The organism is Stenotrophomonas sp. NRRL B-14846 (assembly GCF_050473585.1).
Lineage (GTDB): Bacteria > Pseudomonadota > Gammaproteobacteria > Xanthomonadales > Xanthomonadaceae > Stenotrophomonas.
Window position 1 is genome coordinate 1 of sequence record NZ_JBFLUN010000008.1, and the last position, 20,749, is coordinate 20,749.

The 20,749-nt window shown below is 66.9% G+C and carries 12 protein-coding genes and 8 pseudogenes; 16 read left to right on the top strand and 4 right to left on the bottom strand.

Annotated elements, in window-relative coordinates:
- The 8 genes and pseudogenes from AB1281_RS00695 to AB1281_RS00730 form a co-directional block, all read left to right on the top strand.
- Positions 1 to 492: carbonic anhydrase (locus AB1281_RS00695; protein ID WP_430344829.1), on the top strand; the 492-nt coding region annotated here is incomplete at its 5' end.
- A 19-nt stretch (positions 493 to 511) separates the two neighbouring features.
- Positions 512 to 1,032: pseudogene (locus AB1281_RS00700) on the top strand (3-hydroxyanthranilate 3,4-dioxygenase).
- Positions 1,033 to 1,193: 161 nt separating this feature from the next.
- The gene (gene kynU, locus AB1281_RS00705) at positions 1,194 to 2,468 is read left to right on the top strand and encodes a kynureninase (RefSeq protein WP_430344830.1); all 1,275 of its coding nucleotides are present in this window, start codon (positions 1,194 to 1,196) and stop codon (positions 2,466 to 2,468) included.
- A 31-nt stretch (positions 2,469 to 2,499) separates the two neighbouring features.
- Positions 2,500 to 3,864: pseudogene (locus tag AB1281_RS00710) on the top strand (FAD-dependent oxidoreductase).
- Positions 3,864 to 5,308: pseudogene (gene sbcB, locus AB1281_RS00715) on the top strand (exodeoxyribonuclease I). Before AB1281_RS00710 ends, sbcB begins: the two co-directional pseudogenes overlap by 1 nt.
- The gene (locus AB1281_RS00720; RefSeq protein ID WP_430344831.1) at positions 5,305 to 5,991 is read left to right on the top strand and encodes a TIGR02453 family protein; all 687 of its coding nucleotides are present in this window, start codon (positions 5,305 to 5,307) and stop codon (positions 5,989 to 5,991) included. The pseudogene sbcB and the gene AB1281_RS00720 overlap by 4 nt, the downstream one beginning before the upstream one ends.
- A pseudogene (locus AB1281_RS00725) lies at positions 5,991 to 6,981 on the top strand (aldo/keto reductase). Before AB1281_RS00720 ends, AB1281_RS00725 begins: the two are co-directional and overlap by 1 nt.
- A 42-nt stretch (positions 6,982 to 7,023) precedes the next feature.
- Positions 7,024 to 7,575 carry a DUF2939 domain-containing protein gene (locus AB1281_RS00730; protein WP_430344832.1) on the top strand — a complete coding sequence of 184 codons (552 nt, stop codon included), beginning with the start codon at positions 7,024 to 7,026 and terminating at the stop codon, positions 7,573 to 7,575.
- Positions 7,576 to 7,700: 125 nt separating this feature from the next.
- On the opposite strand, the gene AB1281_RS00735 is transcribed toward AB1281_RS00730, so the two are convergent.
- The 3 genes and pseudogenes from AB1281_RS00735 to AB1281_RS00745 form a co-directional block, all read right to left on the bottom strand.
- Positions 7,701 to 8,645 carry a 5'-nucleotidase gene (locus tag AB1281_RS00735; protein WP_430344833.1) on the bottom strand — a complete coding sequence of 315 codons (945 nt, stop codon included), beginning with the start codon at positions 8,643 to 8,645 and terminating at the stop codon, positions 7,701 to 7,703.
- A 47-nt stretch (positions 8,646 to 8,692) separates the two neighbouring features.
- Complete coding sequence (locus AB1281_RS00740) at positions 8,693 to 9,466, bottom strand: NAD kinase (protein WP_032962058.1); 774 nt, start codon at positions 9,464 to 9,466, stop codon at positions 8,693 to 8,695.
- A gap of 208 nt (positions 9,467 to 9,674) precedes the next feature.
- A pseudogene (locus AB1281_RS00745) lies at positions 9,675 to 14,652 on the bottom strand (NAD-glutamate dehydrogenase).
- A gap of 250 nt (positions 14,653 to 14,902) precedes the next feature.
- Here AB1281_RS00745 and AB1281_RS00750 point away from each other — a divergent pair.
- From AB1281_RS00750 to AB1281_RS00785, 8 genes and pseudogenes are all read left to right on the top strand, one after another.
- Complete coding sequence (locus AB1281_RS00750) at positions 14,903 to 15,559, top strand: TetR/AcrR family transcriptional regulator (RefSeq protein WP_014037749.1); 657 nt, start codon at positions 14,903 to 14,905, stop codon at positions 15,557 to 15,559.
- A complete protein-coding gene (locus AB1281_RS00755; protein WP_430344834.1) occupies positions 15,559 to 16,848 on the top strand; it encodes an efflux RND transporter periplasmic adaptor subunit in 1,290 nt (429 codons plus the stop codon). The genes AB1281_RS00750 and AB1281_RS00755 overlap by 1 nt, the downstream gene beginning before the upstream one ends.
- Positions 16,841 to 16,894: pseudogene (locus tag AB1281_RS00760) on the top strand (hypothetical protein); the annotation flags it as partial. The gene AB1281_RS00755 and the pseudogene AB1281_RS00760, both read left to right, overlap by 8 nt.
- A gap of 49 nt (positions 16,895 to 16,943) precedes the next feature.
- Entirely contained in the window at positions 16,944 to 17,297 is a 354-nt protein-coding gene (locus AB1281_RS00765) for an efflux RND transporter permease subunit (RefSeq protein ID WP_430344837.1), read from the top strand.
- Positions 17,298 to 17,460: 163 nt separating this feature from the next.
- A complete protein-coding gene (locus AB1281_RS00770) occupies positions 17,461 to 18,237 on the top strand; it encodes an efflux RND transporter permease subunit (RefSeq protein ID WP_430344835.1) in 777 nt (258 codons plus the stop codon).
- Between the two features lie 37 nt (positions 18,238 to 18,274).
- Positions 18,275 to 19,071: pseudogene (locus AB1281_RS00775) on the top strand (efflux RND transporter permease subunit).
- Positions 18,960 to 19,490, top strand: a pseudogene (locus AB1281_RS00780) (efflux RND transporter permease subunit); the annotation flags it as partial. The pseudogenes AB1281_RS00775 and AB1281_RS00780, both read left to right, overlap by 112 nt.
- A gap of 73 nt (positions 19,491 to 19,563) precedes the next feature.
- Entirely contained in the window at positions 19,564 to 20,016 is a 453-nt protein-coding gene (locus AB1281_RS00785) for an efflux RND transporter permease subunit (RefSeq protein WP_430344836.1), read from the top strand.
- A gap of 195 nt (positions 20,017 to 20,211) precedes the next feature.
- Here AB1281_RS00785 and AB1281_RS00790 read toward each other — a convergent pair whose 3' ends face one another.
- Positions 20,212 to 20,499: a hypothetical protein gene (locus AB1281_RS00790; RefSeq protein ID WP_430344838.1), complete on the bottom strand. Its 288-nt coding sequence runs from the start codon at positions 20,497 to 20,499 to the stop codon at positions 20,212 to 20,214.
- Between the last annotated feature and the right edge of the window lie 250 nt (positions 20,500 to 20,749).

The window sequence follows — 20,749 nt, forward strand, 5'->3', positions numbered from 1 at the left end:
GGCGAAGTGTTCGTGCACCGCAACGTCGCCAACGTGGTCGCCCACACCGATCTGAACTGCCTGAGCGTGGTGCAGTACGCGGTGGACCAGCTGAAGGTGAGACACATCCTGATCGTTGGCCATTATGGCTGCGGCGGCGTGCATGCCTGCCTGCACAACACCCGCGTCGGCCTGGCTGACAACTGGCTGCGCCACGTCGGTGACGTGATGCAGAAGCACACCGGCATCCTCGATGCGATCGAGACCGATGAGCTCAAGCACGCGCGCCTGTGCGAACTGAACGTGATCGAGCAGGTCGCCAACCTGTGCCGCTCGACCATCGTGCAGGACGCCTGGGCCCGCGGCCAGAAGCTGATGGTGCACGGCTGGGTCTACAGCCTGAAGGACGGGCGCGTGCGCGAGATGGGCATCGACGTCGGTTCGCAGGAAGAACTGCAGCCGGCCTACGAAAAGGCCCTGTCCTACGTCCCGCGCAAGGGCAAGCGCGACTGATCCCTTACGGATGACCACCATGCTCGCTTCGCCGATCAACCTGCACGCCTGGATCGAAGAGAACCGCCACCTGCTGAAGCCGCCGGTGGGCAACAAGATGATCGACAACGGTGATTTCATCGTGATGGTGGTCGGCGGGCCGAACTCGCGCACCGACTACCACTACGACGAAGGCCCCGAGTGGTTCTACCAGCTCGAAGGCGAGATGGTGCTGAAGGTGCAGGAAGACGGCGCGGTGCGCGATATTCCGATCCGTGCCGGCGAGATCTTCCTGCTGCCGGCGAAGGTGCCGCACTCGCCGCGGCGCCGCCCGGTGGCATTGGCCTGGTGGTCGAGCGCAAGCGCCTGCCGCACGAGATGGATGGCGTGATCTGGCATTGCGAGCGCTGCAACCACAAGCTGCACGAAGAGTATTTCCCGCTGCAGAACATCGAAACCGACCTGCCCAAGGTATTTGCGCGCTACCACGCCAGCCTGGAACTGCGCACCTGCAGCCAGTGCGGGCACGTGGACCCGCTGCCGGCGCCGGCGGCGGGCTGACCACCCGCCCCCTGTAGAGCCGAGCCCATGCTCGGCTGCCGGGCCACGAAGCCGAGCATGGGCTCGGCTCTACAGCAATAGCGGTACGCAGGCATCCCGGGCGTCGGTCCCGCCGTGCCAGGCGCTACACTGGCGGTCCCGTTGCAGCCTGTTGCCCGACCATGTCCGACCTGCTCAGCCGCACCAACGCCATCGCCCTGGACGCCGCCGATCCGCTGCGCCCGCTGCGCAATGAATTCCTGATTCCGCGCCACGGTGGCGGCGAGCAGACCTACTTCGTCGGCAACTCGCTGGGCCTGCAGCCGCGCGGCGCGCAGGCAGCGGTGCAGGAAGTGATGAAGCAGTGGGGCGAGCTGGCGGTGGAAGGCCACTTCACCGGCCCGACGCAGTGGCTGTCCTACCACCGTCTGGTGAGCGCGCAGCTGGCCCGCGTGGTCGGCGCGCTGCCCAGCGAAGTGGTGGCGATGAACACGCTGAGCGTGAACCTGCACCTGATGATGGTCAGCTTCTACCGGCCGACCGCCCAGCGCCCGGTGATCCTGATGGAAGCCGGCGCGTTCCCCGACCGATCGCCACGCCGTGGAAGCCCAGATCCGCTTCCATGGTTTCGACCCGGCCGAGTGCCTGTGGAAGTGCAGCCGGACGAAGCCAACGGCACGATCTCGCTGAACGCCATCGAGCGCGCCATCACCGAACACGGCCCGCGCCTTGCGCTGGTGCTGTGGCCTGGCGTGCAGTACCGCACCGGCCAGGCCTTCGACCTCGATGCGATCACCCGCGCCGCACGCCTGCAGGGCGCACGCATCGGCTTCGACCTGGCGCACTCGGTCGGCAACCTGCCGCTGCGCCTGCATGACGTAGCCCCCGATTTCGCCGTGTGGTGCCATTACAAGTACCTCAACAGCGGCCCGGGGGCAGTCGGCGGTGCCTTCGTGCACGAGCGCCACCACCGCGACACCACCCTGCCGCGCTTCGCCGGCTGGTGGGGCCATGAGGAAGCCACCCGCTTCCAGATGGCGCCGCAGTTCACGCCGGCCATCGGCGCCGAGGGCTGGCAGCTGAGCAATCCACCGATTCTCGGCCTGGCACCGCTGCGTGCCTCGCTGGACCTGTTCGAGCGCGCCGGCATGGAAGCGCTGCGCAGCAAATCGCTGGCATTGACCGGCATGCTCGAGGCGCTGGTGCGCGCGCGCCTGCCGCAGGTGCTGGACATCATCACCCCGGCCGACCCGCAGCGCCGCGGCTGCCAGTTGTCGCTGCGCGTGATCGGTGGCCGCGAGCGTGGCCGCGCACTGTTCGAGCACCTGCGTGGCATCGGCGTGCTCGGCGACTGGCGCGAGCCCGACGTGATCCGCATCTCGCCCACCCCGCTCTACAACCGCTACCTGGACGTGCACCACTTCGTCGAGGAAGTGGAAGCCTGGGCCGGCCTTTAAGCCAGCCTCTCCTCTACTGCTGGACAGTTCGTTGATCGCACATGCTTCCCGCTCGTTGAGCATTGTTGGTGCCGGCCTGGCCGGGTCCCTGCTGGCCATCCTGCTGTCACGGCAAGGCTGGCGCATCACCCTGTACGAACGCCGCGGCGATCGCGCGTGGCCGATTACGAGAGCGGTCGTTCGATCAACCTGGCGTTGGCCGAGCGCGGGCGCAATGCGCTGCGCCAGGCGGGTGTGGAGGACGAAGTGATGGCGCGCGCGGTGATGATGCGCGGGCCGCATGGTGCACCCGCGCGACGGCGAACCACAGCTGCAGCGCTATGGCCGTGATGACAGCGAAGTGATCTGGTCGATCCACCCGCAGCGACCTGAACACCACGCTGCTGGAACTGGCCGAACAGGCCGGCGCCACCGTGCACTTCCATCGCCGCCTGCACACCGTTGATTTCGATGCGGCTACGCGCGTTTCATCGATGACCGCGACGACAGCCCGCACGACATCCGCTTCGACACCCTGATCGGTGCCGACGGCGCGGTTCGGCACTGCGCGCGGCGATGAACCGCCGTGCGCCGCTGGGCGAGGACATCGCCTTCCTCGACCACTCCTACAAGGAGCTGGAGATCCCGCCGGCCGCCGACGGCAGCTTCCGCATCGAGCGCAATGCGCTGCACATCTGGCCGCGTGGCCATTACATGTGCATCGCCCTGCCCAACCACGAAGGCACCTTCACCGTCACCCTGTTCCTGCCCAACCAGGGCGATCCCAGCTTCGCCACGGTCAACACGGTGCGCAGGCCGAAGCGCTGTTCGCACGCGAGTTCGCCGACACCCTGCCGTTGATCCCGAACCTGCGCGCGGACTGGGAACAGCACCCGCCGGGCCTGCTCGGCACGCTCACCCTGGAGCGCTGGCACCAGCACGGCCGCGCCGTGCTGATCGGCGATGCCGCGCATGCGATGGTGCCATTCCACGGCCAGGGCATGAACTGCGCGTTCGAGGACTGCGTTGCGCTGGCCCGCCACCTGATGGAGGCCGATGACCTGGAAGGCGCGTTCGCCGCGTTCGAAGCCGAGCGCAAGCCGAATGCACGTGCCATCCAGCAGATGGCGCTGGAGAACTACCTGGAGATGCGCGACCGCGTCGCCGATCCCGCGTTCCTGCTGCAGCGCGAACTGGAGCAGGAACTGCAGCGGCGCTGGCCGACCCGTTTCGTACCGCACTACACGATGGTCACCTTCCTGCACACGCCCTACGCCGAGGCGCTGCGCCGTACCGAGCTGCAGCGCGACATGCTGGTGGCCGCCACCGCCGGTCACGATTCACTGGACAACATCGACTGGGCCGCACTGGAAGCGCAGATCACGCGCTGCTGCCGGTCCTGGAGGGCGCGCACTGATGGCCGACAGCTTCCTGTTCTACGACCTGGAAACCTTCGGCCAGGACCCGCGCCGCACGCGCATTCTCGCAGTACGCCGCGATCCGCACCGACGCCGACCTCAACGAAATCGACACCCCGGTCAGCTTCTTCGTGCGCCCGGCCGATGACCTGCTGCCCTCGCCGATGGCCACCTTGGTCACCGGCATCACCCCGCAGCAGGCCCTGGCCGAGGGCATCAGCGAGGCCGAGGCCTTCGACCGCATCAACGAGCAGCTGTCGCGCCCCCGGCACCTGCGCGCTGGGCTACAACACGCTGCGCTTCGACGATGAGTTCGTCCGCTACGGCCTGTTCCGCAACTTCCACGACCCGTATGAGCGCGAGTGGCGCAACGGCAATTCGCGCTGGGACACTGCTGGACATGCTGCGGCTGATGCGCGCGATGCGTCCGGACGGCATCCAGTGGCCGCTTCGCGAGGATGGCGCCACCTCGTTCAAGCTCGAGCACCTGGCCGAGGCCAACAACGTGCGCGAGGGTGATGCGCACGAAGCGCTGTCCGACGTACGCGCCACCATCGGCATGGCACGCCTGTTCAAGCAGTCGCAGCCACGCCTGTGGGACTACGCGCTGAAGCTGCGTGACAAGCGCTTCGTCGGCAGCCTGCTGGACGTGGCCGCGATGAAGCCGGTGCTGCACATTTCCATGCGCTACCCGGCCAGCCGCCTGTGTGCGGCCCCGGTGCTGCCGCTGGCCGTTCACCCCGACCATCAACAACCGGGTGATCGTGTTCGACCTGGAAGGCGAGATCGACGACCTGCTGGAACTGCCGGCCGAAGTGATCGCGCAGCGCCTGTACATGCGCGCCAGCGAGCTGCCCGAAGGCATGGCGCGGGTGCCGCTGAAGGAAGTACATCTGAACAAGGTGCCGGCGCTGATCGCCTGGAACCACCTGCGCGCCGATGACCACGCGCGCCTCGGCCTGGACGTGGCCGCGATCGAGGCCAAGGTGGAACGGCTGCGCGCGTTCGCCCCAGAGCTGGCCGAGAAGGCCCGGCAGGTCTACAACCAGCCCCGCGCCGCCACCGTGGTCGACGTCGATGCCTCGCTGTACGACGGCTTCCTCGGCAATGGCGACAAGCCGCTGCTTGCACTGGCACGCACCACCGCTCCGGAGCAGCTGGCCGCGCTGGAAGGCCGTTTCCGCGAACCCGCGCCTGCCGGAGCTGCTGTTCCGCTACCGCGCACGCAACCACCCCGACAGCCTCGCGCCGGCGGAACGCCAGCGCTGGCAGGATTACCGCCGCCAGCGCCTGCTCGGCGACGGCGGGCTGGGCGAACTCAACCTGCCCCAGTACCAGCAGCAGCTCGATGCACTGGCCGCCGAAGCGCCCGACGACGCGCGGCGCCAGGCCCTGCTGCAATCGCTGCGCGACTGGGGCCAGCACCTGCAGGAGACGCTGTGAGCACCTACTTCTCGGACGCCAGTTTCAAGTTCCTGCGCAGCCTGGCGCGGCACAACGACAAGGCCTGGTTCAACGACCACCGCCAGCAGTATGAAGACCACGTACGGCAGCCGTTCCTGCGCCTGCTGGGCGACCTGCAGCCGGCCCTGGCCGAGGTCAGCGAGCATTTCCGCGCCGATACCCGCGCGTCGGCGGCTCGCTGTTCCGCATCCATCGCGACGCGCGCTTCTCCAACGACAAGTCACCGTACAAGACCTGGCAGGGCGCGCGCCTGTTCCATGAGCGCCGCCCGCGAGGTGGCCGCGCCTTCGTTCTACGTGCACCTGCAGCCCGGCGAGAGCTTCGTCGGTGCCGGCCTGTGGCATCCGGAGCCTGAAACCCAGCGTCGCGTGCGCCACTTCATCCTCGACAACCCGGGCAGCTGGAAGGCCGCCGCGCATGCGCCGGCCCTGCGCAAGCGCTTCGATTTCGAGGAGAGCGAGAAGCTGGTGCGGCCCCCGCGTGGCTTCCCGGCCGACTTCGAGTTCATCGACGACCTCAAGCACCGCAACTGGGTGATGTGGCGCTCGCTGGACGATGCCACCATGACCGGCCCGCGACTGCTGTCCACGCTGGGCAAGGACCTAGCCGCCCTCGGTCCATTCGTCGACTACCTGTGCGCCGCGCTGGACCTGGAGTTCTGATGTCGCAGGATCTTCCGCTGGCCCGCCAGCGGCGCGTGCTCGGCCGCACAGGCCCTGGCCGTTTCACCGATCGGCCTGGGCTGCTCCGGCTTCTGGGGTCATCGCCGCTTCCCCGAGCATGAGGCGGCCGCCGTGGTCGAGCATGCGCTCGCCCATGGCGTGAACCTGCTCGATACCGGCCACAACTATTCCGGCTTCCATGCCGAGCCGCGCCTGGGCGCATCCTGCGCCCGTTGCTGAAGCAGTACCCGCGCGACGCGCTGGTGATCTCCAGCAAAGGCGGCACGCTCACCGGCCAGGCCGGCATCAGCGGCGCCGAGCAGCGCAACTTCTCGCCCGCGGCCATCACCGCCAGCTGCGAGGCGTCGCTGCGTAACCTCGGCCTGGATCATCTGGACCTCTACCAGCTGCATGGCGCCAGCGAACACGACATCAATGACGACCTGCTGGCCGCGCTGCAACGCCTGCGCGAACGCGGCCTGATCCGCCACACCGGCATCAACACCCACTCGGCATCGACCCTGCGCTGGATGATCGCCCATCCGACGCGTTCGATGTGGTGCTGCTGGACTACAACGCCCTGCAGCAGGACCGCGAACCGCTGATCGACCAGCTGCAGGCGGTGGGCATTGGCGTGCTGGCCGGCACCGTGCTGGCGCAGGGTCACCTGTTGCCCGCGCGCCCTCGCCTGCCACGGCTGGCCGATGGCTGGTACCTGGCGCGCGCCTGCTGAAACCCAGCAGCCGCCAGCTGATGCGCAGTGCCCGCCAGATGCGGCGCGCCATGGGCGCGATCCATAGCCAACGCCCGGCCCAGACCGCCTTCGCCTATGCGCTGGGCCATCCCGGCGTGGCCAGCGGCATCCTCGGCACCACCCGCACCCGCAGCCTCGACGAGGTGCTGGCGACGCGGCTGGAAGCACTGACCCCGGCCGAACGGCAACAACTGGTCGATGCCTTCGGTGACGGCCGTGGCTCGCCCAGTCATTGAGTCTTCACCCGGCACTGCCGCCATTGCGGCAGTCTGGTCGGCATGAAGAAACTCACCGCACTCATTGTGCTGCTGGTCCTGGCCGTCGCGGCCTGGTGGTTCGGCGGCCCCTACATGACCGTCAATGGCCTGTCCAAGGCCATCGAGCAGCGCGACACTGCCCGCCTGGAGCGTTACGTCGATTTCCCGCGCGTGCGCAGCAGCCTGCGTGCGCAGCTCAATGACTACCTGGTGCGCCAGGCCGGCCCCGACGTGGCAGCCAGCCCGTTCGGCGCCCTGCTCTATGGCCTGGGCGACCAGCTTGGCGGTGCTGCGGTGGAGACCATGGTGACCCCGACCGGGATCGGCGCGATGCTGCAGGGCCACGTGCTGTGGAAGCGTGGCCGCAATGAACTGCAGGGCGGCGATGCCTTCGGTGCGACCGAACCGGCGCGGCCGCTGAAGCATGCCGAGCACCATTTCGAGGCACTGGACCGCTTCGTGATCGATGTCGATCGCGGCCCCGGCCAACCGCCGCTGAAGGTGGTTCTTGAACCGCAGGGCCTGCGCTGGAAGGTGGTGGACCTGCAGCTGGGGATGTCCGGCAGGCCGTGACCGGACCCGTGGCCTGACGGCAATGCCAACCAAGGTTGGCGACTACCAGGGCACAGCGCCCTGGTAGGTGCCCACCTTGGTGGGCACGGAAGCATGGCAGTGCCAGGCACCGACCCGTCGTGCCCTCAGCTCTCGTTGGCGACACCATGTGGTACGTGGCCGGCGGCCACATGCTCGCGGGCACTGTCGATGTTGTGCTGCGAATCATCGAAGAAGATGTCGGCGCCGAACGCCTGCAGGAACGGCCCCTTGTGGCGACCACCGAGGAACAGCGCCTCGTCCAGGCGCACGCCCCACTCGCGCAGGGTGCGGATCACCCGCTCATGCGCCGGTGCCGATCGCGCGGTGACCAGTGCGGTGCGGATCGGCGCACTCTCGCCGGCCGGGAACACTTCCTGCAATGTATGCAGGGCCGACAGGAAACCGCGGAACGGACCGCCGCTGAGCGGCTCGCGGGCGCGTTCGCGCTCGTGGCGGCCAAAGGCTTCCACGCCCTGCTCGCGCGAAATGCGCTCGCTCTCGTCACCGAAGATCACGGCGTCACCGTCGAAGGCGATGCGCAGCTGGCCGGCCGGGCGACCGGTATCGATCTGGTCGGCCGCCGCAGCGGCGGTCTCGCCAGGCGGCTTGGGCAGGATGGTCGCCGCCGCAATGCCATGCCGCAGCGCGCTGCGCACCGATTCCGGGTTGGCCGACAGGAACAGGTCGGTACCGAACGGCTTCACGTACGGCCAGGTCGGCTCGCCGGCGGTGAACGTCGCACGGATGATGCCCAGGCCGTAGTGCTGGATCGAGTTGAAGATGCGCAGGCCGGTATCGGCCGAGTTGCGCGACAGCAGGATCACCTCGACCCGTGGGCTCTCCGGGCTGGCGCCCTGGTTCAGCGCCAGCAGCTTGCGCACCACCGGGAAGGCCACGCCGGGGCCGAGGATATCGTCCTCATGCTGGCGCTGGAATTCGGCATAGGCCGCCACGCCATCACTCTCGAACAGCGCATGGCTTTCCTCGAGGTCGAACAGGGCGCGCGAGGTCACCGCGACGGTCAGCAAACGGGGGGAGTTGTCGCCCATCGGTGGGGGTCCTTCAAGCGGTCGGCGGGGCCGGCCGCCCATTGTCCTCAAAAAACGAACTGTTCGCTCAGGATCCGGTCTTCCAGGTTGTGCTCCGGGTCGAACAGCAGGGTCACGCGGCGGTCCTTCGACTCACGGATGGTCACCTCGACCACGTCGCGGGTCTCGTGCGAATCCGCAGTGACGCTGACCGGGCGCTTGTAGGGATCGAGCACGCGGAAGCGCACCTCGGTGTCGGCCTTGAGAATCGCCCCGCGCCAGCGACGCGGCCGGTACGGGGCCAACGGCGTCAGCGCGATGGTATGCGAACCCAGCGGCAGCACCGGACCGTGCGCGGAATAGTTGTAGGCGGTGCTGCCGGCCGGGGTGGCCACCAGCACGCCGTCGCCGATCAGCTCGGCCACGCGTTCCTGCCCGTTGAGGTCGATGCCGATATGCGCGGCCTGCCGGGTCTGGCGCAGCAGCGACACATCGTTGTAAGCCAGCGAACCGGTACTGGTGCCCGACTCGGTCAGCGCCACCATTTCCAGCGGGCGCAGGTTGGCCGGTTCGGCACGGGCAATGCGCGCCTGCACGTCGTCGTCGCCACGGTACTGGTTCATCAGGAAGCCGACGGTGCCCAGCTTCATGCCGAACACCGGCTTGCCCAGGTGCCCATGCCGGTGCAGGGTCTGCAGCATGAAGCCGTCGCCGCCCAGCGGACACAGCACGTCGGCCTGCTCCGGCGCGTGATCGCCATAGCGCGAGACCATCGCCGCGCGGGCCATCTGTGCAGGTTCGGTGGCGCTGGCCAGGAAGGCGATGCGGGGGGTGTCGCTCATCGGTGGATCCGGGTGGGTGTGCCAGCAAGAGCATACCCGGTCGTGCCGGCCGCTGGCCGGCAATCGCCCATCTGCGGGGAGGTCCATGGGGTTGCCGGCCAGCGGCCGGCACTACCCGTCCCAGGCGCGCGCTACAAAACAGAACGGCCCCGCTTTCGCGGGGCCGTTCCGTTTCACTCATGCCAGGCATGGCCTGGCACTACTTCACTTACGCACCATGTGCGGCCAGCTGGCCCAGGCGCTGGACCGCGACCGAGACGGTCGGGTAGTCCAGGGTCTTCTGCTCGGCCAGTTCGGCCAGCATCGCCAGGGTGAAGCGCAGGCTGTTGTCGTCGCGGCCCATCCAGGCCGCCACCTTCGCCTCAGCACTGCCACCCTTGGTGCCCAGCACCTGGCCAGCCAGGTTGCGGTGGTTGGCGGCCAGCTCGTCGCGCAGCACGCCACGTGCCACGGCGTGCCAACGGCCGTTGACCTCCAGCGCATCGACCTGCTCGAACAGCCACGGCAGCTGCAGGGCATCGCCCAGGCGGAAGTGGACCTTGGACACGTCCACCGGCTTCAGCTTGCGGGTACGGGCCAGTTCGATGATGTCGAACGCCGGCTCCAGGAAGTGCAGTTCGGCCAGCTGCTGCGCGAGCGCGGACGGCAGGCCCTTTTCCTTCCACTCGGCCACCAGGGCTTCATAGGTCGGACGCTGCGAATCCGGCAGCACACCCGAGGCAACGCGGATGTCGTTGAACGGACCCTGGTAGCGGTTGACCGCTTCGGTGATGCCCGGCATCGCGCCCGGGCGCGACAGCAGCCAGCGCACGAACGAGCGCTGCAGCTTCCAGATCACTTCCAGTGCGTCGATCTGCACCGACTCCGGCACCTTGCCGTCGAGGGCATCGATCTGCGCCCACAGCGCGCGTGCATCCAGCGTTTCACGGCTGATGGTGTAGGCCTTGGCGACCTCGGCGATGGAACGGCCGGTGTCTTCCTGCATGCGCATCAGGAAGGTGGCGCCCATGCGGTTGATGGTCTGGTTGGTCACGGCCGTGGCGATGATTTCGCGCTTCAGGCGGTGACGCTCCATTGCGTCGGCGTACTTCTTCTGCAGCGGGGTCGGGAAGTAGCGCTGCAGTTCCTTGGACAGGTACGGATCTTCCGGGATGTCCGAATCCAGCAGCTGGGCGAACGCCACCAGCTTGGAGTAGGACAGCAGCACCGACAGTTCCGGACGGGTCAGGCCCTGGCCGCGTGCCTTGCGCTGCGACAGCTCGGCATCGGACGGCAGGAACTCGATCTGGCGATCAAGCAGGCCCTGCTGCTCCAGGGTACGGATGAAGTGCTGCTTGGAACCCAGGCGCTTGACCGCCATCCGCTCCATCAGGCTCAGCGCCTGGTTCTGGCGGTAGTTGTCGTTGAGCACCAGCTCGGCGACTTCATCGGTCATCGAAGCCAGCAGCTTGTTGCGCTGCTCGACGGTCAGCTTCTTGGCCCGCACCACATCGTTGAGCAGGATCTTGATGTTGACTTCATGGTCGGAGGTGTCGACACCAGCCGAGTTGTCGATGAAGTCGGTGTTGAGCAGCACGCCGGCCTGCGCGGCTTCGATGCGGCCCAGCTGGGTCATGCCCAGGTTGCCGCCCTCGCCCACCACCTTGCAGCGCAGCTCGCCACCGTTCACAGCGCAGCGCGTTGTTGGCACGGTCGCCGACATCGCTGTGCTGCTCGCTGGCGGCCTTGACGTAGGTACCGATGCCGCCGTTCCACAGCAGGTCGACCGGCGCCTTCAGGATCGCGCTCATCAGGTCGTTCGGCGACAGCGCCTTGACGTTCTCGTCCAGGCCCAGCGCTTCACGCACCTGCGGGGTGATCTCGATCGACTTCAGGGTACGCGGGTACACGCCGCCGCCCTTGCTGATCAGCTTGGCATCGTAGTCCGCCCAGCTCGAACGCGGCACGGTGAACAGGCGCTCACGTTCAACGAACGTGGTGGCCGCATCCGGGTTCGGGTCCAGGAAGATGTGGCGGTGATCGAACGCAGCGACCAGGCGGATGTGGCGCGACAGCAGCATGCCGTTGCCGAACACGTCGCCGGACATGTCGCCGACGCCGACCGCGGTGAAGTCCTGGCTCTGGCTGTCACGGCCCAGCGCACGGAAGTGGCGCTTGACCGACTCCCACGCACCGCGTGCGGTGATGCCCATGCCCTTGTGGTCGTAACCGACCGAACCACCGGAGGCGAACGCATCGCCCATCCAGAAGCCGTGCGCGATGGCCAGGCCGTTGGCGATGTCGGAGAAGGTCGCGGTGCCCTTGTCGGCGGCCACCACCAGGTACGGATCGTCCATGTCGTGGCGCACGACATCCACCGGCGGCACGATCTTGTTGTTGACGATGTTGTCGGTGATGTCCAGCAGGCCCTGGATGAACAGCTTGTAGCAGGCCACGCCGTTGGCGAAGATCGCATCACGGTCGCCGTTCACCGGCGGAGTCTTGGCGAAGAAGCCGCCCTTCGCGCCGACCGGCACGATGACGGTGTTCTTGACCATCTGTGCCTTGACCAGGCCCAGCACTTCGGTACGGAAGTCTTCACGACGGTCCGACCAGCGCAGGCCGCCACGGGCGACCGCGCCGAAGCGCAGGTGGGTACCTTCCACGCGTGGGCCGTAGACGAAGATTTCGCGGTACGGGCGCGGCTTCGGCAGGTCCGGCACCAGCGCCGAATCGAACTTGAAGCTGATGACATGGCCGTGCTGGCCGTTGGCATCGGTCTGGTAGTAGCTGGTGCGCAGGGTCGCGTCGATCACGCCCATGAACGAGCGCAGGATGCGGTCCTCGTCCAGGCTGGACACGCGGTCCATCAGCTTCAGCAGCGCGTCGCGCGCGGCCTGCATCTGCGCGTCGCGGTCACCCTTGCGGGCGTCGACCACGGTCTTGAGCACCTTCAGGGTGGCGTCGTCGCCAGCAGCCAGCACGTCGAAGTGGGCCTTCAGCTGGGCCTGGCCAGCCGCGATGTCGTCCTTGCCTTCGTGGCCGGTGGCCGGATCGAAGCGGGCTTCGAACAGCTCGACCAGCAGGCGGGCCAGCAGCGGGTAGCGCGCGAAGGTGCCTTCCACGTAGGCCTGCGAGAACGGTACGCCGGTCTGCAGCAGGTACTTGCAGTAGCCACGCAGCATGGCGACCTGGCGCCAGTGCAGGCCGGCAGCCAGCACCAGGCGGTTGAAGCCGTCGTTCTCGGCATCGCCGTGCCAGACGCGGGCAAAGGTCTCGCCGAAGGCTTCATCGACGCTGGCGGCATCGATCGCGCCGGCGGTCGACTCGACCTCGAAGTCCTGCACGTACACCGGGGCGTTGTCGACCGACAGGCGGTACGGACGCTCGGCGATCACGCGCAGGCCCATGTTTTCCATCATCGGCAGCGCGTCCGACAGCGGAATGTCGTCCAGCTGGCGATACAGCTTCAGGCGCAGGCCATCGCCGCTTTCGCGCGGCACGGCCTGCAGGCTCAGGCGCAGGTCGTCCGGGCCGGTCAGCGCATCGAGCTGGCTGACATCGTTGGCGGCAACGGCGGTGCTGTTGTCTTCGATGTAGCCGGCCGGCAGTGCCTTGCCGATGCGGGCGGCGATGCGCAGGCCTTCGGTTTCGCCATGGCGGGTCACCAGCGCTTCACGCAGGTCGTCCTGCCAGTTGCGCAGCACCTGGGCCAGCTTCTGCTCCAGTTCGGCGGTATCGACGTCGAGCATCTCACCCGGCTTCGGGCGCACGATCAGGTGCACCTGGGCCAGCGGCGATTCGCCCAGCACCACGGAGCTGTCGACGTACTCGCCGTGCAGCGCGTCCTTCAGCATCGCTTCGATGCGCAGGCGCACGTCGGTGTTGAAGCGCTCACGCGGCAGGTAGACCAGCGCGGAGATGAAACGGCTGTACTTGTCGCGGCGCAGGAACAGGCGGCTGCGCACGCGCTCCTGCAGGCCCAGCACGCCCATCGCGGTGCGGAACAGTTCGTCCTCGCTGGACTGGAACAGTTCTTCGCGCGGCAGGGTTTCCAGGATGTGGCGCAGCGCCTTGCCGCTGTGGCTGGCCGGGGCCAGGCCCGACTGCTTCATCACGTGCTCGTGGCGCTGGCGCACCAGCGGGATTTCCCACGGGCGGCGGTTGTAGGCGCTGGAGGTGAACAGGCCGAGGAAGCGCTGCTCGCCGATGATCTTGCCCTTGGCGTCGAATTCCAGCACGCCGATGTAGTCCATGTAGCCGGCGCGGTGCACGCGCGAACGGGCATTGGTCTTGGTCAGGATCAGCGCGTCCTTCAGACCGGACGTGGTGTTCAGGCCCTGCGCGGCCAGGGTCTTGACCGGACGGGCGGCGGACTTGTCCTTGCCGCGCATCAGGCCCAGGCCGGTGTCGTTCAGCGGCGCCAGCACTTCTTCCTTGCCCTGCTTCTCGACGCGGTACTCGCGGTAGCCGAAGAAGGTGAAGTGGTTGTCGGCGGCCCAGCGCAGGAACTCCTGTGCTTCCTTGCGCGACGCGTCGTCGACCGGCAGCTGGCGGCTGCCCAGGTCGTCGGCCAGCGCCAGCGCCTTGTCCTTCATCGGCTGCCAGTCGCGCACGATCGCACGCACTTCGTCCAGCGCCTTGTTGATGGCCTGCTCGATGGCAGCCATGGCTTCGGCCGGCTGGCGGTCGATTTCCAGCAGCATCACCGACTCGGTGTCACCTTCGCCGACCTTGACCAGCTTGCCGGCCTTGTCGCGGGTGAAGCGCAGCACCGGGTGGCCCAGCACGTGGACGCCCACGCCCTGCTCGGCCAGCGACATGGTGACGGTGTCGACCAGGAACGGCATGTCGTCGTTGACGATCTGCAGCACGGTGTGCGGCGATTCCCAACCGTTGGCCTTCGCGGTCGGATTGAACACGCGGACGTTGGCCTTGCCGGCCTTGCGGGTCCGGGCGAATTCCAGCGTCTCAGCCGCGAGCGCGGCCCACTCTTCAGCGCTGTGGTGCGGGAACTCGTCCGACTCCATGCGCTTGTAGAAGTCAGTGGCGAAGGCCACCGCTTCGGCCTGTGCGGCCGCGGGGTAACGCTTGCGCAATGCCGTGTACACCGGCTCCAGGGAGAAACCAGCGGTCACTGCGACCTCCGACTCTGCTGGTTTGGTCTTGTTTTTCACGGTCTTGGCTGCGGTTTTTTGCGGTTTCATGGCAGAGCGATGCGCTTGCTCAGTTGGGAAAATGAAATTGTAGCCCTACCGCACGAAAAGGCCTTGCTGCAGGACGGAATAACCAGATTCGGGTTTGCTGCGGTTTAGACGCCTATTCAGTTCGCTCCGGTATGGAGCTGGCGCCTGCTTCAGCACTGCCGACAGGATCGGCAAAGCGTGTTACCGGAAGACACACGCGGCGACGCCGATTCGATTCCACAATCCTGAACTGGACGGTATAGTCCACCGCGTGAACCCGGCCTACCTCCCCGTTGCCCTCGACGCGCGCGATGAGCGCGTGTTCGATGCCGTGCGCGAACTGCTGGCCCAGCAGGGCATGCAGATGAGCATGGACGCGGTGGCCCAGCATGCCGGCTGCTCCAAGCAGACCCTGTACTCGCGCTACGGCAGCAAGCAGGAACTGCTGCGCCGGGTGATGCAGCGCCACGTCGGCCACGCCACCGGGGCCATGCTGCGTGCACTCCGCGGTGACGACCTGCGTGCCAGCCTGCTCCAGTTCGCCACCGACTTCCTGGAGCATTTCAACCAACCGCACGTAGGACAGGCCTGCCGGCTGATTGCAGCCGAGGCGGCCCAGTTTCCCGAAGAGGCGCGTACGCTGTACCGGCATGGTGCCGGCGCGCTGACGCTTCATCTTGCTGAATGGATTGAAACCGTTTGCATGCAAGGCCAGCTCCGGCATGACGACCCGCACTTCATGGCCGAACTGCTGCTGAGCATGATCGCCGGTCAGGATTTCGACAAACAGCGCTTCCACACCCCCCATCGTGATGACGCGCTCTTGCGTCGGCGCTGGGCAGAGTTCTCCGTCGACAGCTTCCTGCGCGCGTTCGCGCCACAGCCGTCGCCGGCCCCGTCTACAAACCAACCCCGGAGTTCCTCCTGATGACCGCCCCACTCCGCACCCTTGCCTTGACGTGCGCCGTTGCTGTCGCTCTGGCTGCCTGCAAGAAGCCGGAACAGCAGATGCCCCCGCCGCCGGAGGTGGGCGTGATCGACGCCAAGCCGCAGACCCTGCCGCTGCAGCGCGAGCTGGTCGGCCGCCTGTCGCCGTTCCGCAGCGCCGACGTCCGCGCACGCGTGCCCGGCGTGCTGCTCAAGCGCGTCTACCAGGAAGGCTCGCAGGTCAAGCAGGGCCAGACCCTGTTCCTGATCGACCCGGCGCCGCTGCGTGCCTCGCTCAATGCCTCCGAGGCGCAGCTGGCCTCGGCCCGCGCGACCTACGCCAACGCCAAGGTCGCCGCCGACCGCGCACGTTCGCTGGCCCCGCAGCAGTTCGTCTCCAAGGCCGACCTGGACAATGCCGAATCGGCCGAGCGCACCGCGCTGGCCGCAGTCAAGCAGGCCGAAGCCTCGGTGACCTCCTCGCGCATCAGCCTGGGCTACACCGAAGTGACCGCGCCGATCAGCGGCGTGGCCAACAAGCAGCAGGTCACCGAGGGCGCGCTGGTTGGCCAGGGCGATGTGACCCTGCTGACCACCGTCGACCAGCTCGACCCGCTGTACGTCAACTTCTCGCTGAGCGTGGATGAGCTGACCCAGCTGCGTGCGCAGCAGGCCAGGGGCGCGCTGGCGCTGTCCGGTGACGGCAAGGCTACGGTCAACGTCAAGCTGGCCGACGGCAGCACCTATGATGAGCCGGGCACGCTGGACTTCTCCTCGACCACGGTCGACCCGGCCACCGGCGCAGTGTCGCTGCGCGCGCTGCTGCCGAACCCGCAGCAGATCCTGCTGCCCGGCGCCTTCGTCAGCTTCCAGGCCAACCTGGGCGAGCGCAACAACGCCTACCTGGTGCCGCAGCAGGCCCTGCTGCGCGACACCACCGGCGGCTACGTGATGGTGGTCGGTGCCGACGGCAAGGTCGTGCGCAAGAACGTGAAGACCGATGGCGCGCAGAACGGCAACTGGCTGGTCAGCGACGGCCTGGCCGCCGGTGACAAGGTGATCGTGGCCGGCGTGCAGAAGGTCAAGGAAGGTGCACCGGCAGTCGCCAAGCCGTGGACCCCGGGGCAGGACGCCAACGGCAAGCCTGCCGCAGGCGGCGCCGCTCCGGCGGGCGCAGCACCGGCCGCAGGCAAGGCACCGGCCGACGCGGCCAAGCCGAGCAGGCCGATGCGGGCAAGCCGGCCGCCACCGATTCGAACAAGCAGTAACGGGACCTTCCGTCATGCCTAAATTTTTCATCGAACATCCAGTCTTCGCCTGGGTGGTTGCGATCCTGATCTCGCTCAGCGGCGTGATCGCGATCCTCAACCTGGGCGTGGAGTCCTATCCCAACATCGCCCCCGCCGCAGGTCACCGTCTCGGCGACCTACCCGGGCGCCAGTGCGGACACCACCGAGAAATCGGTCACCCAGGTGATCGAGCAGCAGCTGACCGGCATCGATCACCTGCTGTACTTCAGTTCCTCGTCCGCCTCCAACGGCCGTGCGCAGATCACCCTGACCTTCGAGACCGGTACCGATCCGGACATCGCCCAGGTGCAGGTGCAGAACAAGGTCTCGCTGGCCACGCCACGACTGCCTTCGGAAGTGACCCAGCAGGGCGTGGTGGTGGCCAAGGCCAACGCCGGCTTCCTGATGGTGATCGCGCTGCAGTCCGATACACCCGGCCATCAACCGTGACGCCCTGAACGACATCGTTGGTTCGCGCGTGCTCGACCAGGTCTCGCGTATCCCCGGGCGTCGGCAGCACCCAGCAGTTCGGTTCCGAGTACGCCATGAACATCTGGCTGAACCCGGAAAAGATGCAGGGCTACGGCCTGTCGGCCAGCCAGGTGCTGCCGCGGTGCGTGCGCAGAACGTGCAGTTCGCTGCCGGTGCGCTGGGTTCGGACCCGTCGCCGGAAGGCCAGCACTTCACCGCCACGGTCTCGGCCGAAGGCCGCTTCAGCTCGCCGCAGGAGTTCGAGAACATCATCCTGCGCGCCAACGCTGACGGCTCGCGCGTGCTGCTGAGGGACATCGCCCGCGTTGCCTTCGGTGCCAACAACTACGGCTTCGACACCCAGTACAACGGCAAGCCGACCGGCGCCTTCGCCATCCAGCTGCTGCCGGGCGCCAACGCCCTGAACGTGGCCGATGCGGTGCGCGCCAAGATGGACGAGCTGCAGCCCAGCTTCCCGTCCGGCGTGACCTGGTTCTCGCCGTACGACAGCACCACCTTCGTCAAGATCTCCATCCAGGAAGTGGTCAAGACACTGTTTGAAGCAGTGTTCCTGGTGTTCCTGGTGATGCTGATCTTCCTGCAGAACTTCCGCGCCACGCTGATCCCGACCCTGGTCATCCCGGTGGCCCTGCTCGGCACCTTCCTGGGCATGTGGATGATCGGCTTCACGATCAACCAGCTGACCCTGTTTGCGATGGTGCTGGCGATCGGCATCGTGGTCGATGACGCGATCGTGGTGATCGAGAACGTCGAACGCATCATGACCGAGGAAGGCCTGGCGCCGAAGCCGGCCACGCAGAAGGCAATGACCCAGATCACCGGCGCGGTGGTGGCGATCACCGTCGTGCTGGCCGCGGTGTTCATCCCGTCCGCCCCTGCAGGGCGGTGCTGCCGGTGAGATCTACAAGCAGTTCGCGCTGACCATCGCCATCTCGATGGCGTTCTCGGCGTTCCTGGCACTGGGCTTCACCCCGGCGCTGTGCGCGACCTTCCTCAAGCCGACGCACAACGACAACCCGAACATCATCTACCGCACCTTCAACAAGTACTACGACAAGATCAGCCACACCTATGTGGGCACATCACCTCGGCGGTGCGCCATGCGCCGCGCTGGATGATCCTGTTCGTGGTGCTGACCGCGCTGTGCGGCTTCCTGTTCACCCGCATGCCGGGCAGCTTCCTGCCGGAAGAAGACCAGGGCTATGCGCTGGCGATCGTGCAGCTGCCGCCGGGCTCGACCAAGGGCCAGACCAACGAAGTGTTCGCGCAGATGCGCGGCATCCTGGAAAAGCAGGATGGCTATGAAGGCATGCTGCAGGTGGCCGGCTTCAGCTTCGTCGGTTCCGGCGAGAACGTGGGCATGGGCTTCATCCGCCTGAAGCCGTGGGAGGAACGCAAGTTCACCGCGCCCGAGTTCATCCAGAACATGAACGGCGCGTTCTACGGCATCAAGGAAGCGCAGATCTTCGTGGTCAACCTGCCCACCGTGCAGGGCCTCGGCCAGTTCGGCGGCTTCGACATGTGGCTGCAGGACCGCAGTGGTGCCGGCTACGAACAGCTGACCCAGGCGCGCAACATCCTGCTGGGCAAGGCTGCGCAAAAGCCGAAGCACTGGTCGGCGTGCGTCCGAACGGGCTGGAAAACGCCCCGCAGCTGCAGCTGCACGTGGACCGCGTGCAGGCGCAGTCGATGGGCATGTCGGTGTCGGACGTGTACAGCACCATCCAGCTGATGCTGGCCCCGGTGTACGTCAACGACTTCTTCTACGAAGGCCGCATCAAGCGCGTGACCATGCAGGCCGATGGCCCGTACCGCACCGGCCAGGAATCGCTGAAGAGCTTCTACAGCCCGTCCAGCCTGACCACCAATGCCGACGGCACCAACGCGATGATCCCGCTCAACACGGTGGTCAAGTCCGAATGGGTGTCGGCACCGCCGTCGCTGAGCCGCTACAACGGCTACTCGGCGATCAACATCGTCGGCTCGCAGGCCCCGGGCACCAGCTCGGGTGAAGCGATGCAGACCATGGAGAGCATCGTCAACGACGACCTGCCGGCCGGCTTCGGCTACGACTGGTCCGGCATGTCCTACCAGGAAATCCTGGCCGGCAACGCCGCGACGCTGCTGCTGGTGCTGTCCATCGTGGTGGTGTTCCTGTGCCTGGCGGCCCTGTACGAAAGCTGGTCGATCCCGGTGGCAGTGCTGCTGGTCGTGCCCGCTGGGTGTGCTCGGTGCCCTCGGCCTGTCGATGCTGCGTGGCCTGCCCAACGATCTGTTCTTCAAGATCGGCCTGATCACCGTGATCGGCCTGGCGGCGAAGAACGCGATCCTGATCGTGGAGTTCGCGGTGGAGCAGCGCGCAGCCGGCAGGAACCTGCGCGATGCCACCATCGAAGCGGCCCGCCTGCGCTTCCGCCCGATCCTGATGACCTCGTTCGCGTTCATCATGGGCGTGATTCCGATGGCGATCTCCACCGGCGCCGGCGCCAACTCCCGCCACGCCATCGGTACCGGCGTGATCGGCGGCATGCTGTTCGCCACCCTGCTCGGCCTGCTGATGATCCCGGTGTTCTTCGTGGTCGTGCGCCGCATGCTGGGTGACAAGCTGGATGAACCGTCCAAGGAGTTCATGGAACGCCAGCGCGACGCGGATGCTGCACACCGCCCGGATCGCTGATCCGGTGGTGAGATGACACAGAAAGGCCCCGGAGCGATCCGGGGCCTTTTTTCTTGCCGCTTTTGAATCCCTGCAACCAAGGTTGGCATCTACCAGAACATCGGCATGCCCATATGCCAACCAGGGTTGGCCTCTACAGGAACAACGGCATGGCCGGTAGCCGCCAACCTTGGTTGGCGCTGTTCGGGCAGCGTCTCAGCGCAGCAGTGCGACCACCATGCACACCGCCACCAGAACCAGCGCGGCCCACTGCATCGGTACGAAGAAGAAATGATGGCGCGCGGCCTCGCCCTTCTGCCGGGGCGCACGGTTGAGCCACAGGCCCAGCAGCACGTTCACGGTTGCGCCGATACCTGCCCCCAGCAGCACCTGCTGCAGCGGAATATTGCCCTTGGGGCCGTCATGCGGGAAGAAGTACGCCAGCAGCAGGATCGCTGCAATCGGCGTCACCAGCGTCATGATTCCCCAACCGCGGTAGATCATCTGCACGTTCTCCGTGAAAGCGGAGGGCATTGTAGTGGGAAGGCCAACGCTGTCGTGATCATCCAGTGCCGGCCAGCCACTTCAACGCGGCAAGACAACCGCTGTCGGCTCGTGCCGGCACGTCCAGGGCATCTGCGGCGTTCGTTGACGCCTGCCAACACAGCCGAAGAAGGTGTGAACTACCTCGCAGCGCTGCTTGCGTGGCGGCGCTATCCATGTCGCTCCTTCAACGGACTGTACAAGGAGCTCC

Coding starts and splice junctions, on each gene's coding strand:
- kynU (WP_430344830.1), top strand. CDS start 1,194: ATGTCCGACCTGCTCAGCCGCACCAACGCCATCGCCCTGGACGCCGCC.
- AB1281_RS00730 (WP_430344832.1), top strand. CDS start 7,024: ATGAAGAAACTCACCGCACTCATTGTGCTGCTGGTCCTGGCCGTCGCG.
- AB1281_RS00735 (WP_430344833.1), bottom strand. CDS start 8,645: ATGGGCGACAACTCCCCCCGTTTGCTGACCGTCGCGGTGACCTCGCGC.
- AB1281_RS00740 (WP_032962058.1), bottom strand. CDS start 9,466: ATGAGCGACACCCCCCGCATCGCCTTCCTGGCCAGCGCCACCGAACCT.
- AB1281_RS00755 (WP_430344834.1), top strand. CDS start 15,559: ATGACCGCCCCACTCCGCACCCTTGCCTTGACGTGCGCCGTTGCTGTC.
- AB1281_RS00790 (WP_430344838.1), bottom strand. CDS start 20,499: ATGATCTACCGCGGTTGGGGAATCATGACGCTGGTGACGCCGATTGCA.